Source organism: Paenibacillus sp. BGI2013 (assembly GCF_002843485.1).
GTDB classification, from domain to species: domain Bacteria; phylum Bacillota; class Bacilli; order Paenibacillales; family Paenibacillaceae; genus Paenibacillus; species Paenibacillus amylolyticus.
The window spans coordinates 45,043-59,785 of record NZ_PJFA01000012.1; the positions used below are offsets into that span (position 1 = coordinate 45,043).

Annotated in this window: 16 protein-coding genes; 10 read left to right on the forward strand and 6 right to left on the reverse strand. The window is 45.5% G+C overall.

Annotation, left to right across the window (positions count from 1 at the left end; all coding sequences use genetic code 11):
- Positions 1-53 precede the first annotated feature (53 nt).
- Positions 54-266 carry a hypothetical protein gene (locus CXK86_RS24330; protein WP_017690673.1) on the reverse strand — a complete coding sequence of 71 codons (213 nt, stop codon included), beginning with the start codon at positions 264-266 and terminating at the stop codon, positions 54-56.
- Between the two features lie 155 nt (positions 267-421).
- Positions 422-964, reverse strand: coding sequence for a DoxX family protein (locus CXK86_RS24335; RefSeq protein WP_036606056.1), 543 nt, complete (start codon positions 962-964; stop codon positions 422-424).
- A 337-nt stretch (positions 965-1,301) separates the two neighbouring features.
- On the opposite strand from CXK86_RS24335, the gene CXK86_RS24340 reads away from it, so the two are divergent.
- From CXK86_RS24340 to CXK86_RS24360, 5 genes are all read left to right on the forward strand, one after another.
- Positions 1,302-2,375, forward strand: a complete 1,074-nt coding sequence (locus tag CXK86_RS24340; RefSeq protein ID WP_101314742.1) for a DUF3048 domain-containing protein — start codon at positions 1,302-1,304, stop codon at positions 2,373-2,375.
- Between the two features lie 317 nt (positions 2,376-2,692).
- Positions 2,693-3,313 (forward strand): DUF47 domain-containing protein, encoded by a 621-nt coding sequence (locus CXK86_RS24345; RefSeq protein ID WP_017690670.1) that lies wholly within the window; start codon positions 2,693-2,695, stop codon positions 3,311-3,313.
- Between the two features lie 14 nt (positions 3,314-3,327).
- Positions 3,328-4,317, forward strand: coding sequence for an inorganic phosphate transporter (locus tag CXK86_RS24350; RefSeq protein ID WP_036606054.1), 990 nt, complete (start codon positions 3,328-3,330; stop codon positions 4,315-4,317).
- A gap of 349 nt (positions 4,318-4,666) precedes the next feature.
- Positions 4,667-5,626 carry a magnesium/cobalt transporter CorA gene (gene corA / locus CXK86_RS24355; protein WP_036668386.1) on the forward strand — a complete coding sequence of 320 codons (960 nt, stop codon included), beginning with the start codon at positions 4,667-4,669 and terminating at the stop codon, positions 5,624-5,626.
- A gap of 128 nt (positions 5,627-5,754) precedes the next feature.
- On the forward strand, positions 5,755-6,216 hold the full coding sequence (locus tag CXK86_RS24360) for a DIP1984 family protein (RefSeq protein WP_036606052.1): 462 nt from the start codon (positions 5,755-5,757) through the stop codon (positions 6,214-6,216).
- 394 nt (positions 6,217-6,610) lie between these two features.
- On the opposite strand, the gene CXK86_RS24365 is transcribed toward CXK86_RS24360, so the two are convergent.
- Positions 6,611-7,699, reverse strand: a complete 1,089-nt coding sequence (locus CXK86_RS24365; RefSeq protein ID WP_101314743.1) for a DNA alkylation repair protein — start codon at positions 7,697-7,699, stop codon at positions 6,611-6,613.
- 133 nt (positions 7,700-7,832) lie between these two features.
- A complete protein-coding gene (locus CXK86_RS24370; protein ID WP_101314744.1) occupies positions 7,833-8,468 on the reverse strand; it encodes a hypothetical protein in 636 nt (211 codons plus the stop codon).
- Positions 8,469-8,922: 454 nt separating this feature from the next.
- On the opposite strand from CXK86_RS24370, the gene CXK86_RS24375 reads away from it, so the two are divergent.
- Together CXK86_RS24375 and CXK86_RS24380 are read left to right on the forward strand one after the other, a co-directional pair.
- A complete protein-coding gene (locus CXK86_RS24375; RefSeq protein ID WP_017690665.1) occupies positions 8,923-9,213 on the forward strand; it encodes a YerC/YecD family TrpR-related protein in 291 nt (96 codons plus the stop codon).
- Position 9,214: 1 nt separating this feature from the next.
- Entirely contained in the window at positions 9,215-10,000 is a 786-nt protein-coding gene (locus tag CXK86_RS24380) for a sirohydrochlorin chelatase (protein WP_101314745.1), read from the forward strand.
- A gap of 145 nt (positions 10,001-10,145) precedes the next feature.
- Here CXK86_RS24380 and CXK86_RS24385 read toward each other — a convergent pair whose 3' ends face one another.
- Positions 10,146-10,715: a TetR/AcrR family transcriptional regulator gene (locus tag CXK86_RS24385; RefSeq protein ID WP_076253824.1), complete on the reverse strand. Its 570-nt coding sequence runs from the start codon at positions 10,713-10,715 to the stop codon at positions 10,146-10,148.
- Positions 10,716-10,883: 168 nt separating this feature from the next.
- Between CXK86_RS24385 and CXK86_RS24390 the strand changes: the two genes are divergently transcribed.
- Positions 10,884-11,810, forward strand: coding sequence for a ketopantoate reductase family protein (locus CXK86_RS24390; RefSeq protein WP_076253823.1), 927 nt, complete (start codon positions 10,884-10,886; stop codon positions 11,808-11,810).
- A 71-nt stretch (positions 11,811-11,881) separates the two neighbouring features.
- The gene (locus tag CXK86_RS24395) at positions 11,882-12,298 is read left to right on the forward strand and encodes a DUF4395 domain-containing protein (RefSeq protein ID WP_076253822.1); all 417 of its coding nucleotides are present in this window, start codon (positions 11,882-11,884) and stop codon (positions 12,296-12,298) included.
- Between the two features lie 186 nt (positions 12,299-12,484).
- Here CXK86_RS24395 and CXK86_RS24400 read toward each other — a convergent pair whose 3' ends face one another.
- Entirely contained in the window at positions 12,485-13,201 is a 717-nt protein-coding gene (locus tag CXK86_RS24400) for an NPP1 family protein (protein WP_076253821.1), read from the reverse strand.
- Between the two features lie 525 nt (positions 13,202-13,726).
- Between CXK86_RS24400 and CXK86_RS24405 the strand changes: the two genes are divergently transcribed.
- Positions 13,727-14,608 carry a diacylglycerol kinase gene (locus tag CXK86_RS24405; RefSeq protein ID WP_076253820.1) on the forward strand — a complete coding sequence of 294 codons (882 nt, stop codon included), beginning with the start codon at positions 13,727-13,729 and terminating at the stop codon, positions 14,606-14,608.
- Positions 14,609-14,743: the final 135 nt, after the last annotated feature.

Below are 14,743 nucleotides of genomic sequence, written 5' to 3' on the forward strand. Positions count from 1 at the left end.
AAGGGCTACAGTAACCTTTTTTCAATACGAGGACTTATTCATGCAATAGATCTTTATTTGCGGATTTCGAACAATTCACAGTCTGTACGCGAATGATAAGCGAGCTCACTGACACTGGATTGTACTACTACGGTGTTGCTGTCAAAACGGATAATGATGCCACCGGAGTCAATCTGGTGATTATCTTTAAAAACTCGAACCTTATACTTCATATTCATGGCTTCCTGGAAGTCCGCATCGGTCTCGAGACGTCGCTGGGTCGGCATATCGTGTACTCCTTTGAAGTTCAACTTTATTTCATCATAATACGATTTTCTGTGGATGGGCAAGTCAGTCAGGCATTCAGGCTGATTTTGAAAAGTAAAAAGCCCTGCTCTCCAGGGGGATTGGGAGCAGGGCCGAGAATTCTATGAATGATTGCTTAAGCTGTTTTTTGAGTAGGGCTAATCGTTGGTGTGTCTTTAGGAAGATTTCCTTTGTTGTTACGAGTGAACAATCCGCGAAGGTAAGGCAGTACCCAGTGATCCAGACCGATTTTACCTGCATTTGCACCAGCAACGACAAGGAAGATTTCCATTACAACCAGTTGAGCATTCGTGCTTACTGTTCCCGAGAAGAGGAACGCGAAGTTCATGACCATAGCCATCAGTGCTGCTAGTGTAGTGAAGCAACCGAGGATGAGACCCAAACCTACAAGGAATTCACCCAATGGGATAACGAAGTCGAACAGTCCTGCGTTTGGTACTGCGAATTTCTCAAGGAACGTTGCCCACCATGCTTGAACTGCTGGATGATCACCTGTTGCTTTTTCTACCGCACCGGCCAAGAACCCGCCAGCTTGGAATCCGCCAGTCAATTTGCTCCATCCGTGAGTCATCCAATCATAACCGATATACACCCGAAGTACTGTCAAAATCCACATTGCTACTTTGTTTTCTCTAAGCCATTGGTTTGTGCTGAACATATGAACCACTCCTTCATGGAATCTAGTGTGTGTTGTTTTTGTTTTTCTAAGTGATCACCTTTGATGTCTTTATTGTATAGTTCAAAAGTTGTTTTGTTTGTGATTAAAATCACAATCTAGTTCAAATTTTAAGTAAGGTTTGAGAAGTTCACATTTAGGACATATTTTTCTTGCAAATCGCTGTTTCAAATGTGAATTTCAAGCTGTATCAAGGCCTTCTAGGCGCAGACAAATCGGATGGGGTGTGATTAAATGGAAAGAAATACGTGAAATGGTTGCCCACATGAGACATATATCACAACTTAGAACCAGGCCATATCGTTCAGGAGGTCCTATATTGAAGCTTTTTAAATGGAACAAAGCAGCATCGGCTGCATCTCTGTTTATTCTCTCATTAAGTCTTGTTGCCTGCCAAAACCAGGAGGTGGCGCAGATGCCAGTTCAGCCAGAACCGACACCTGCACCTGTACAAGAAGAACACGTGGAGGAAACCAACACGTCTCTCTATACAGCACCTCTGACGGGTCTGCCTGTAGATGAAGCGATTACGCGTCGACCACTCGCCGTAATGATTAATAATGCACCCGCAGCTCGGCCCCAATCGGGTCTAAGTTCAGCCGATATCATTCTTGAAGTTCTCGCTGAGGGAGGCATTACCCGTTTCATAGCCATCTTCCAGAGTGGAGGCGGTGCTGAGACGGTTGGACCCGTTCGCAGTATACGTCCATATCTAATTGAGCTCGGCGAGAGTTATGATGGGGTACTTGTTCACGCCGGAGGCAGCCCGGAGGCGTATTCCATTTTGCAAAGGCAGCAGAAACAGCATATGGATGAAATCTCGAATGGTGGACCTTACTTCTGGCGTTCCTCGGATCGTAAAGCCCCACATAATCTGTATACTTCAGCGGACAAGCTGAGAGAAGGGTCAGACATCAAGGGTTACAGCCATGATTTCAAGTCGCCGGTATACAATTATAACGAAGAAGGCGCGACATCCGCAGGAGAGGCAGTGAAGCAATTCGATATCCATTATTTATTGGATAGTTACCGGGTGACGTATGATTATGATGAAGTTAGCGGACGATATATGAGAATGGTGAATGGCAAGGCAGATCAGGATCTGGATAATGGGACTCAACTTGGTGCAGCAAACATCATTGTGGCAGGTGCAGATCACAAGGTGCTCGATAATGTAGGTCGGTTGTCCGTTAATTTGGAACAGGGCGGGGAAGCCATGCTGTTTCAAAAGGGCAAGATGATTCGTGGGCAGTGGGTGAAGAAGCAGGGGGATATTATACGGTTTGTTCAAGGTGGCAGTGAAGTTGCTCTTGTACCGGGTAAAACCTTTATCAGCATTGTTCCCAATCAACCGGAATTTTCCAGTCATGTGAAGCTGGCTGCGCAGCAATAAAAGGATGTAATGAAAGAAAACAATGAAACATGTATTCATTTTGTTGTCGAAAAGGCATTATATTTGTCCTTAGCGTGAAAAGTAGAATCGTGTCGATTTTGAATTTTGATGTCGAATTGTAAACGCAGTGTAAAATCTTGACTTGAATTTACCATTATTCCAAATAATTAAGATTCATTTCAGATTAATGTGATAAGAATATAAAAAAGGATCACACCTTTTGTACAAACCATGAAACAAATATGATAAGATATCAAAGGTTGTCATTTCATGTTTCATCGGTTGTCGGCAATTTTTCTCGTAAAGGGGATAGAGCTATGAAGCTTAAGAAGAAGAAGGATATATTTTTTGAGACACTGGAGAATATGGCAGATACGGTTGTTCAAGCGGCAGATTATTTCTCCCAGCATGTTTCCAACCTTCAGGATGTGACTCTTTTTGCTAATGAAATGAAGAAGTACGAGTCGAAATGTGATGATTACGTGCATACGATCATTACAGAACTCAACAAAACATTTATCACGCCGATCGAACGCGATGATATTATGGAGCTGACAACAACACTTGATGACGTATTGGACGGACTCGAAGCAACGGCTTCCCGTTTCTATATGTACCAACTGACAGATCCAGATGATGAGTTCGTCATACAGTTTGCTGAAATTTTGCGCCAATCGGCTTACGAAATTCAGAAGGCGATCCATCTGCTGTCCCAGAAAAAATTGCTCGCGATCCGTGAGTATACCATTCGTTTGAATGATCTGGAAAACCAAGGCGACGAAGTGCTGCGCATGTGTATCAAACATCTCTTCGCTACCGTGTCTGATCCGATTGAACTGATCAAGCGTAAGGAAATTTACGAACGTCTTGAGACAACAACGGATGCTTGTGAAGACGTGGCGAACGTGCTTGAATCCATCATTATGCGTAATTCTTAAGGAGCCAGAGAATAATGGAAACAACGATTTGGGTATTGGGTATAGTCGTCTTCCTTGCACTGGCGTTTGACTTCATCAACGGTTTTCACGACACGGCCAATGCCATTGCGACTTCGGTCTCAACTCGAGCACTGACGCCGCGTCGAGCTATTCTTATGGCAGCGGTGATGAACTTTGTCGGTGCGATGATGTTCACAGGTGTTGCGAAGACGATTGGGGGGAGTGTGACCGACCCCACCACGCTGGATAACGGGATAGAGGTCGTCATAGTCACCTTGATATCAGCGATTATCTGGAACCTGGTTACATGGTGGTTTGGTATTCCGTCTTCCTCATCACATGCACTTATTGGAGCCCTTGCAGGTGCCGTGCTCGTTGGCGCAGGATCTGATAAAGTGAAATGGAGCGGATTCATTGATATCGTTGGAGGTTTGCTATTATCACCTCTGATCGCGTTTGCCATCGGTTATGTGGTCATGACGATTCTCAAATATATTTTCGCCAAACGCAGTCCGCATAACGTGAACAAAGGTTTCCGTACGGTACAGATTTTCACGGCAGCACTGCAAGCATTCACGCATGGTACGAATGATGCACAGAAAGCGATGGGTATTATTACCTTTGCTCTGGTTGCAGCAGGTGTGCAGGATAATCTGGATGTTCCGCTGTGGGTTAAAATTTCAGCGGCAACAGCGATGGCTCTGGGTACGTCCATCGGTGGTTGGAAAATCATCAAAACGATGGGTACCAAAATCTTTAAAATTGAACCGATTAATGGTTTTGCTGCGGATATTTCAGCTGCTTCCGTTATTTTCACAGCAACGTTGCTTCACCTTCCAGTTAGTACAACGCACGCGATCACCTCAGCTATTCTGGGTGTGGGTTCCGCGAAACGTTTCTCTGCGGTGAAATGGGGACTTGCTGGACGTATCATTATTACGTGGTTCATTACGATTCCGATTACTGCGGGACTGGCAGGATTGCTCTACTGGATTATTTTCTAAAAAGAGAAGTTATCCCGAACGAATTCGGGGTTACCAGACCATCTGTTCATAACTGTGTGAATATCGGGATATGTGGACAATTATACAACCAAAATCAAGAGACGCCTGTGCATGAACGTGTGGACAGGCTGGATATGTGGATAGCCATCCGTGGAATGATAAACCAAAAGAAGATATTCCTGTGGATACAGGGAACTGTGGATAGGGAAATGAGAGAAGCCAACAGGGTTGGCTTTTTTTGTTGTCGAGTTTGAATGCGTCTGTGGATATTTTGGACACGTGGGAGACGTACCTATGGTTAAAGTTGTACAATGACGTAAAGATACAGGACAAGGACGTGGTCTAATTTATGATTCGTACACTCGCCATTACACGAGAACATCAAGTCTCCGTTAACGTACCACTTACACAGCTGGATCTGAACGATTACGCCTGGGTATGGGCCGATTTTAACCAGCCAACGGAAGAGGAAAGCCGTTTGCTGGATACATATTTTCATTTTCACCCTTTAGCTATTGAGGACTGTCTGCATGTGTTGCAGCGGCCAAAGCTCGATTATTATGATAATCTGCAGTTTCTTGTGCTGCATGCACTGAACCCGTCCACACTGGAAGCCGAGGAGGTTGACTTGTTTCTCGGATCAAACTTCCTAGTGTCTTTTCATCATGGTGTATTGGAGGAAGTGGATGAAGCGTGGGAGCGCTTGTTGCACCATGCACATGAACGAACCATCTGGGCGCGAGGTCCGGTGGCAGCAGCCTATACGGTGATGGACAAGCTGGTCGATCATTATTTTCCGTCTCTATTTGCGATTGAGGATGAACTGGCTGAACTGGAGAACCGGGGTGGACAGGAGTCAGTTGAAGACTTGATGAACCAGGTGTTTGATCTGCGGACTCGATTGCTGAAGCTCAGACGAACGGTAGTACCGATGCGGGATCTGCTCTATCGGGTGGTCAATTCCCAGCACGTACAGCGAACAGGCGAACATACGGCTTATTTTACCGATATCTATGACCATTTATTGAAGCTGACGGATATGATTGAAGCCGATCGGGAGATGACCGCTGACCTGCGCGATAGTTATATTTCCCTGAACTCCAACCGGATGAATCAGATCATGAAGACACTCACGGTGATTACGACTGTATTTATGCCGCTCACACTGATCGCGGGTATTTATGGCATGAACTTTGCCTATATGCCTGAGCTTCAATGGAAGTTTGGGTATGGTGCGGTGCTGCTGTTGATGTTTGTGCTTGGCGGAAGCATGGTGGCCTGGTTTGTAAAACGGGGCTGGTTTAAGTGAGAACCAGTGTAATCAGATGTTAGTAACATAAACTTGTAATAACGTGTATCCACAGGTAAAATATAACGATATGTGAATAGATTCTGGATGAATTATCCATACATATCATTGTGGAAGGATGGGATACGATGAGATTGGCAGAGGCTCTTGTACTGCGTGCAGATGAGCAGAAGAAGATAGCTCAGCTCAAGCAACGTCTGGAACGCGTAGTTAAAGTTCAGGAAGGTGAACAGCCAGCAGAGGACCCACAGTTGCTTATGATTGACCTGGAGAATACGATCCGGAGCCTGACGGTATTGGTTAAGAAAATTAATAAGACCAATGCACAGACTGACTTCACAGCTGGAGTTACGCTTGCTGATGCCCTTGCAGAGCGGGATGGAATCATGCAAGAAAGAGCATCGTTTAACGAAGTTTTGCAGAATGCGTCCATTCGCCAGGATCGGTACAGTCGTTCTGAAGTGAAGTATGAGCGAACCGTGAACATAGCAGATATTCAACATAAAGTGGATAGCCTTTCGAAATCCTACCGGGAACTGGATTTTAAAATTCAGGAGAAGAACTGGACCATAGACTTAATCGAGGAATAAAACTGCGTCGGTAACCCTATCCAAATGAAGCGAGCATAACCCACCAACGGGAAGTTGGAAACCTGGTAGACGCTGGGCCATGTCTAACCCATATCATCATTTAGCCCAATATTGTTACAAGAATGCGCAGCATGGATGTATCGTGTATCTTTCTAATTGTTACGACCATATGCAGGTCTTTGGATAGCGGTGAGGGTGGGTAAGGGGAATTGCAGTTTGAACTACATATGAAGAAGGCCACTGGGCCATGATCTCGGGCAGTAATAAATGTCGGGAGATGATGTTTGCCAGGTGGCCTTTCTGATTCTTCTATTAGAAGTTTTGAAAAAATGTATCCACATGTGAATAACTATTCTGCTTCAACAAACTGTGTATAACTTATGATGACTTCCTTTTACTCCATTTCAAGAACAAAAGAAGTTGTAGCTGCTTCTTTGCCATTCACAAGAATGGTAAGCGTATGCAGACCGGCATAATATTTTCTCGTTGTGATGACTTTGAAGGATTGTTTGGTGGCTACCTTGGTTCTGCCTGTCGGGTACATTTTATCGGAGCATTTGAACCGTTTGGGGGCCTGCTTGCCGTTTGCCTTCATATAACCCATCTCATATTCAATTCGCAGCATCTGGGACTCGCCGCTCTCATTAACGACATCAAACGAAAAATGAAGATCCTCGCCAATGCTAATCGTATCCTGGACAAGCTGAAGCTGCTCAATGTGAATCGAATCCTGCTCGTTATAACCAAAAAGACTTAGTGCTGTGCTATGTCCTTTCTTCAGTAATGACCTGCTGGCATGCCGGACAATCCAGTCTGTGTGTACATGTTGTCCGTACCAGGTCGTGGCCAGATCCATAACCAGTTCAGGGTGGTCCTTGGAGATGTCATTCAGATGATTGGCGACACTTTTGCGAACATAGAGGGACTCGTCCTGTTTCAATGCATGCAGAATCGGAAGTACAGGTGTTGGATCAGTGATAAAGTTCTGGAGTTTCGCACCCCATGGCAAACGTGGCCGGCTGCCCTCACTGGCAAGTCTGCGGATATGCTCGTTGTTGCTCTCTGCCCACGCCATCATATGTTTCATCGTTTGGATTGGATAATGTTCAATAAACGGGCGTACCGCGAACTCCGAACTAGAATAAGGTGTGAAGAGGGTCAGATACTTCATGGATAACTCGTAATCTTCTGGGTCAAGTCCGTTCACTTCGATAAAATCCGGTACAAATAGATATTCAACGCCTCTCATCGTCGGGGCGGCTTGTTTGAAAATATGTAATGCTTCCTCATAATTATCCGGCAGTACCTGGGTCAAAGCCAATGTGATTCTGCGAATGCGCGCTTTGAATTCCAACTGTTCCCAGCCTTCAGCGAAAACCAATTCATGAAATTGCTGTGTATCCAGCTTCGGGTAGAATTGACGCAAATGTTCGCCGGTCCGATCGATTAATGCGGGAGTGTATTTGTCTTTGATAAGTTCCATGGTCCGCCTCCTTTAGTTACTATCCAGTATACCTCAAATTACAGAAATAAGAACGTGAGTTCCTGAAATTTATTTCTATACGGATGAACGGTGTTAAGGCACCCACCTTCTGTATGGGGGTGCCTGAATTTTCTTAACCTTTGCGACTTTTGGGACGGCGCTTCGTGGAATTGGATTTGCGACGGGTTGGAGTCGTATTACGGCGACGTGGAACATTCGTTGCTTTGTTCCGACGTTTGTTTTTGCGTTTGCGGGACGGCTTATATTCTTCATAGTCTGCATCGGCCGCGCTGCTATCCGTTTTTCCTTTTCCAAAAGGCAGAATGCCCATAACAAGCTTCATCATCGGAGCCATCTGCTGGATACCACCAACGACCTTTTGCATTTTGCCTATTCCAGTCATGATTCCATCAATGCCGCCGAAGCGGTCGATCATTCCTTTTAACTCACCGATGTTGGCTAATGAAAAGCCGGAACTGCCAGTAGCAGGCGCCGGTACCGGAGCTGGGGGAAGAACCTGAGCTGCACCTCCATAAAAGTTCCCGCCAGCCACACCTTGCCCATAGGGTACGACTGCAGAAGCTTCGACTTCACCGAAGCTCGGGTAATGGGGCTCTACTCCAGGATACATCGGTTGGATCTGGGTTTCATTCAAAGACCGCGGAACCACACCGGGCGGCATATAGGCAGAAGTATGTGCCTGCCGATGAGCATGAGAAGACGGACGCTGCCCTGGTGCTGGCTGGCGGTGATAATAATGCTGTGGCATGAACGATCACGTTCCTTCTATGTTGGATTTCGGAATTGCGTTCCATGAGTTGCATGACAGATGTACATCATAGACCCTTGTGGAACTCCCTTTTGTTATACTGTATGTCATTCGCGGAGAGACGGCGTAGGCGGGTATCCCGGAAAACGGGATATTTGCGGATTTGGGCGCATGTAAGATGGCAGGTTCACGAAGAGTAAAATGCAGTTTAGACACAAAATTGTCACATTTAGAAGGATTGAAATCCTACATAAGTAATCGGATATATACAGGTGAAAACTGGGAAAAAGCGCGGAAATTTCGCCCGATGTACGCGAGGGGAGGACAATAGTACCTTTTGTAAGCGGTAACATGTATTTTTATTCTGTAGTGCGTGAAATCGGTAACGCTTGAAATACCAACTCAGGGTGAGTACAATGTAGGTACACAGTAACCGCTAGGGGATGATGATGAAATGCAGCTGAAAAAGCTAAATGATAAAAGCATTGAACAACTATTCGAGGCTATTTTGACGCTAAAAGATATTGAAGAGTGTTATGTTTTCTTTGATGACCTCTGCACAGTTAACGAGATCCAATCCATGTCCCAGCGGCTGGAAGTGGCTCGTATGTTGGGTAAAGGCAATACGTATAACCAGATTGAAGCAGAGACAGGTGCGAGTACAGCTACAATTTCACGTGTGAAACGCTGCCTGAATTACGGTAATGATGGTTATAAAATGACGCTGGAACGCCTGGGACGCTAACATGAAGAAGCCGGGTGTACTCATCATCAGTCACGGTTCACAGGAGCAGACCTGGGTGGAATCCGTCGATGACGCGATCTCCCGGTTGAATCTGCCTGTTCCATTACCGGTTGAAGCCGGTTTTCTTGAACTTGTGGAAGGACGCCTGATCCAGGACGGTATCGACCGACTGGAAGCACAAGGCGTAACCGATATTCTGGTCGTACCTCTATTTGTTTCGTCCGGCAGTACACATGTGGATGAAATTGAATATGCCATTGGTGCAAAGGAAACACCTGATCGCGAAACGGATCTGGAACCGTTCGATGTGAAGGCTCGGGTTCACTTCGGTTATCCGGTGGATAACGATCCGAATATTGCCGTGATGGTGTGGGACAAAGTCCGAGTACTGTCGCAGCAACCGGAGGAAGAAACGATTCTGCTGGTTGGCCATGGGAGTATTCATGATGGTTTTCGCGAGCGTTGGGAAGCCGGAATTTCTTCCCTTGCAGAGCGTGTGCAGGAAGTTAGTGATGTAGCCCATACGGATTATGCATTGCTGAATCCGGAGAGTGTGTACGACAAAGTGAAGTATTGGAGCGAAGAGCGGGGGAACCGAGTCATTGTGGCGCCGCTGTTTTTGAGTGCCGGTTATTTCACGAGGAACGTTATCCCGGGTCGGTTGCAAGAACTGAACTATGTGTACAGCGGTGAGACACTGTTGCCACATCCATTGCTTGGGCAGTGGCTGGAGCGCCAGATCCAGATTTTGCTGGAGAGATGTAATGAAGTTAAAGCTTCTTCTTGAAGTGATCGCTTTGGCCTAGGTGTGTGATCACATCGCTCGCAGTGATGTCGCATCAATTGATTTGAACTCCATAGCTTCATAAACAATCAAACCACGTCGAAGGACGTGGTTTTTGTTTGTTGTAGATCACTTGAAAGAGATTGGGCTATCCATTAATGGGTGCGTGCAATTGCAGATGTAGCTCCAGTAAACTTATTAATTGGTCAACGATCTCCTCGGCCGGATAAGGCATGGAATTCATAATCCACCACTCCAGGATACCGACTGCAGCGGAAGCAAGAAACTGTATGGTAATCTCTTTTTTCATACCTTCCTGGATTCCACAAGCATCCATTTGATCCTGTACTCCCTGGACCAACAATGTCATCAACTTACTACGGAATGCCGGAATACCTTTTTTGGTTAGAAGTGTAGTATAGGTAGAGGCATGCTGTTCCAGATAACGGAAAGTTCTGAGCAGCGCATCCTTGGCCGTAACGGGTGTTGTAGTAGAGCTTTCGATCATACAGGCATCCAACAACCGCTGCAAATAGGTCTCAATGCATTGATCCAACAGGTCGAACTTGTCAGCGTAATGCAAATAGATGGTTCCTCGGTTTACATTAGCCCGATCAGCAATATCGTTTATCGTAATTTGCTCAAAATCCTGTTCCTCCAGTAACCCCACAAAAGCTTCAATTATTGCCTTTCGTGTCTTGAGTACTCGTCTGTCCATGGCCCCTCCTATGATGGTTTTCAACAATAAGGAATCATTCGTTGATTATTCAACAAAAACGGATATTTTAACGATTGAAGCACAGTAGGTGCTTTGTTACTCTTATTTTATCAACAAATGTTGATAAAACAACGATTATTTATAAACTATGAAATTGAGGGATAACCAATGAAGATATTAGTGTATGGTGCGGGGGTTTTGGGCAGTCAACTGGCGCATGTTCTGGTGCGCGGCGGCAATGAAGTCACCATTCTGGCCAGAGGGAAGCGGGCAGAGGAGCTGGAGAAGGATGGACTCGTCATCCGGCATTTTTTTCAATTCAAAACGACAGTTGATCAGGTTCGGGTAGCCAGAACGTTGGAAGTGGATGACCAATATGATCTGATTTTTGTTGTCATGAAGTATAACGATTTTCCTTCAGTGTTACCTATTCTGGCAGACAATCAGAGCAGCAATATTGTGATTGTGGGAAACAACGCAGATGCACGAAGCATGCAAAACTTTTTGGAGGAAAACAGCAGGGTAGCAAAACAGGTCGCGTTTGGATTTCATGTGAGTGCAGGGAAGCGGGAAAAGGACCGCATGTTATCGGTCGGTGGAGGCAGCGGACAAATGGTAATCGGCAGTCTGGACGGAGAGATAGGCTTTAAACCTTTGCTGGACCAAGCTTTCCAACATGTGAAATACAAGTTAAATGTTCTGAGCGATATTGATGCCTGGCTGAAAAGCCATATCATCCCCATTCTGATGCTTAATGCGGTGAGTTTTAATGAGGAGCGTGAGTTGATCAAGTTGGACGGGAATAGAAAGCAAATCCAACATATGATTGGGGCGATGGATGAAGGCTTTAGCGTACTTGAGGCTATGGGCATAACGATTATACCGGAGATTCAGGCTAAAATGATCCGCAAGCATCAACGGATGTTGTACCTTCTGTTGAAGATCTATAGCATGCTTCCGGTTCATAAGCTGGTTGCGGGTTCTTTTGGAGAGATTGAGGCGTTAAATAATGCATTTACCGATTGGAAAAAGACAACAGGCATCCCGACTCCCCATTGGGACGTGCTGAAAAGAGATTTTACTATCCTTAAATGAAGTGTTGCTCATTAACCCAATACCGACTACAATAAAACCAACTAATAAAATGGGGATAAGGAGATATACAGATGCGGGAAGTGCCCATGCGTTATGTGAAAGCAAATCAGGTCGGTATTGTATTGTTTGTTTTACTCTCGTTTGTGTTCAATCCAATTGTAGTTCTGGGAGCGCTCTGGAGCATTCAGGTGGTTGGTCTGGCTTCCAGTGGCAAGCTTAATCTGTTTGTGCAGATTGGGAAAGCTGTGTTGACTGGTAAAGGTACAGAGACGCAGGCGGTGGAGCTGCAGCGATTCAACAATATTCTGGCTGTGCTCTTCCTGTCTCTGGCACTCATCTCGTTCTCGCTTGGCTGGGTAGCTGCAGGTTATGCATTCTCCGTCATGCTTCTCGCAGCTGCAAGCGCGGCACTGCTGGGTTATTGTGTAGGCTGTACCGTTTATTTCTGGTACAAACAGCTGCGTGCAGGCAGAAAAATCGGATTTTGAGGTTGGCTGATGAGCGATACGATGACAGAATAACTTATTCTTCGAGTAAGGATAAAGACGAGTCATGTTCCGAGGAGCTTTCTTGCGGCAAGCTTTTAGCTGGACCTATATGGCGATCGGGATACGATCGCATTATAATGAAATCCCCCTCAAGTGAATTGTTCACACGAAGGGGATTTTCTTTTTTTATCTAAACCAGGCTTTGTTCAGATTGTTGGTGAAATTGTTATCGTTGAAAGGCACGTTGGCGCTACCGAAGTTTGTCGTGTTGAGTGCATTTCGTGCCGCAGAAGTCAGATCGTCCCATCCGATTAAAGGCTGAGTTCCGCCAACAGCATTAGTAACGCCGAGCTCATGGTTCAGCGGCCAGGTACTATTATAGGAAATCAACGGATGGTTACCTTGTGTATTGTTATTGCTCGGTGTAACTTTTGTAAACTGGCCGTGACCGGAATATGCGATAGAGAGGATTTTGGAATTGGGAGCTGCCGGATTATCGACCCACACGACGATTCCTTCCCAATCATGACGATGGCCGAGTCCAGAGGAAGGGGAGTCTTTGGGGAAATACCACGAATACATGATAGCCCACACCCCATTGTGCCATGCGGAGCGGGAGTAGATCTGCCCTGTGTTTGAGCTACAGTTCCCATTCGATGACCCGGATGTATTCAAGCCAGCGCTGGTATTGCCCTGTTGATCCACTGCGGGAAAAGGTACACAACCATGATAGACTTTTAGAAATGGCTGAAAACGCTTGGCTGCTTGTTGCATTACGGTGACTGGGGAGATTTCCTGAAATCCGACAACCTGATCATGATTAATTTCTGCTGCTTCAACAACGGTGACCCAAGGAATACATGCCATAAGAAAGACCAGGAGCATTAACACGATTTTTTTCATTTACACTTCTCCTTCAAGGGTATGATGTGGTGCTAAGTTGAGGGTGCACTAAAACTATATTGGAAAAAGGTTTATGTTATTTATCTTTTCATCTTAAGATTTGTAAATTTGTAGCATATCTATGTCATAATCATATGAAGATCATCGAAATCGAAGACTAATTCCTGTTCAAGCGGGCAGAATGGTTGATTAATGAGACTATTTTACATAAAAGGTAGTGGAGAAGATTCAGGATCGGTGCGTGAGGTTTATTGGGTAATGGATGGATTAGTAGGTACCTATATGAAAAAATATACTTATGGATTACAGGCTAGGACATCTTTACATTTGATGATATGATAGGAGTTAAAGGCTTTGGAATGAGACGGAATTCCTGATGCATAGATATAGGTAAGACGAAAGATTAGAGCAATATTAACGCAAGTTCATTATTGTGTAAAAAATATGCCCTTTTGTGGACTGATGCAACGTAAGAATATGAGGTCGTTTAGACTCATGGATAATGTGGAATAGGTGGCGTATGAGATGAAAAAAGCTCGCTTAATATATAATCCGACCTCAGGCCGGGAAGAAATGAAGAAACGTCTGGCTGATATTTTGCAGCGTTTGGATCAAGGTGGTATTGAAGCTTCATGTCACGCAACAACGGGTGAAGGTGACGCAACCCGGGAAGCTGAAATTGCGATTGAGCGCGGTTATGACATGATTATTGCTGCTGGTGGCGATGGCACGTTGTATGAAGTGATTAACGGTATGGCTGAGCGGGAGAACCGTCCTCCGCTGGGTGTGTTTCCTTTGGGAACAACGAATGATTTTGCGCGTGCACTGGGCATTCCGAGACAGTGGGAAGATTACGTGGATCTGGTCATTAACCAGCAACTTCGTCCGCTCGATCTGGGCAAAGCAAATGATAAATATTTTATCAACATTGCCGGTGGCGGATCATTGACTGAACTGACCTATGAAGTACCGAGTCGTCTGAAAACGATGATTGGGCAACTGGCCTATTATATGAAGGGTATTGAGAAAATGGCGAGCCTGTCTCCACAGGAGCTGATTATTCGTGCCGACGGTCAGGAAGAGATCCATGATGAATTCATGTTATTCCTCATCGCCAATACCAATTCGGTCGGGGGTTTTGAGAAGTTGGCTCCAGGAGCAACCATTGATGATGGTCTGTTCGATGTGATCGGTGTCCGCAAATGTAATCTGGCTGATATGATTCGCCTCGTAACGCTCGCGCTGCGTGGGGAGCATCTGAACGACAAGAAAGTGGTTCATTTCCAGACGAGTCATATGGAAGTTACGTCGCCGGGCTATGTGCAGTTGAACCTCGATGGAGAGTTGGGCGGCACGCTGCCAGCTACGTTTACGAATTTGCGTCATCATCTGATGTTGTATCGTTAAACTTGGCACTTGGCGGAGAATGTGGTCGCTTGCGGAAAGCGTCAATGCCGCAGTGGTTGTTGTATAGCATCGCACAAGTGGTGAGGAGAGTTGGATTCAGCTCTGCCGTAAGGCGAGATGGAAGTGCATTTTCCA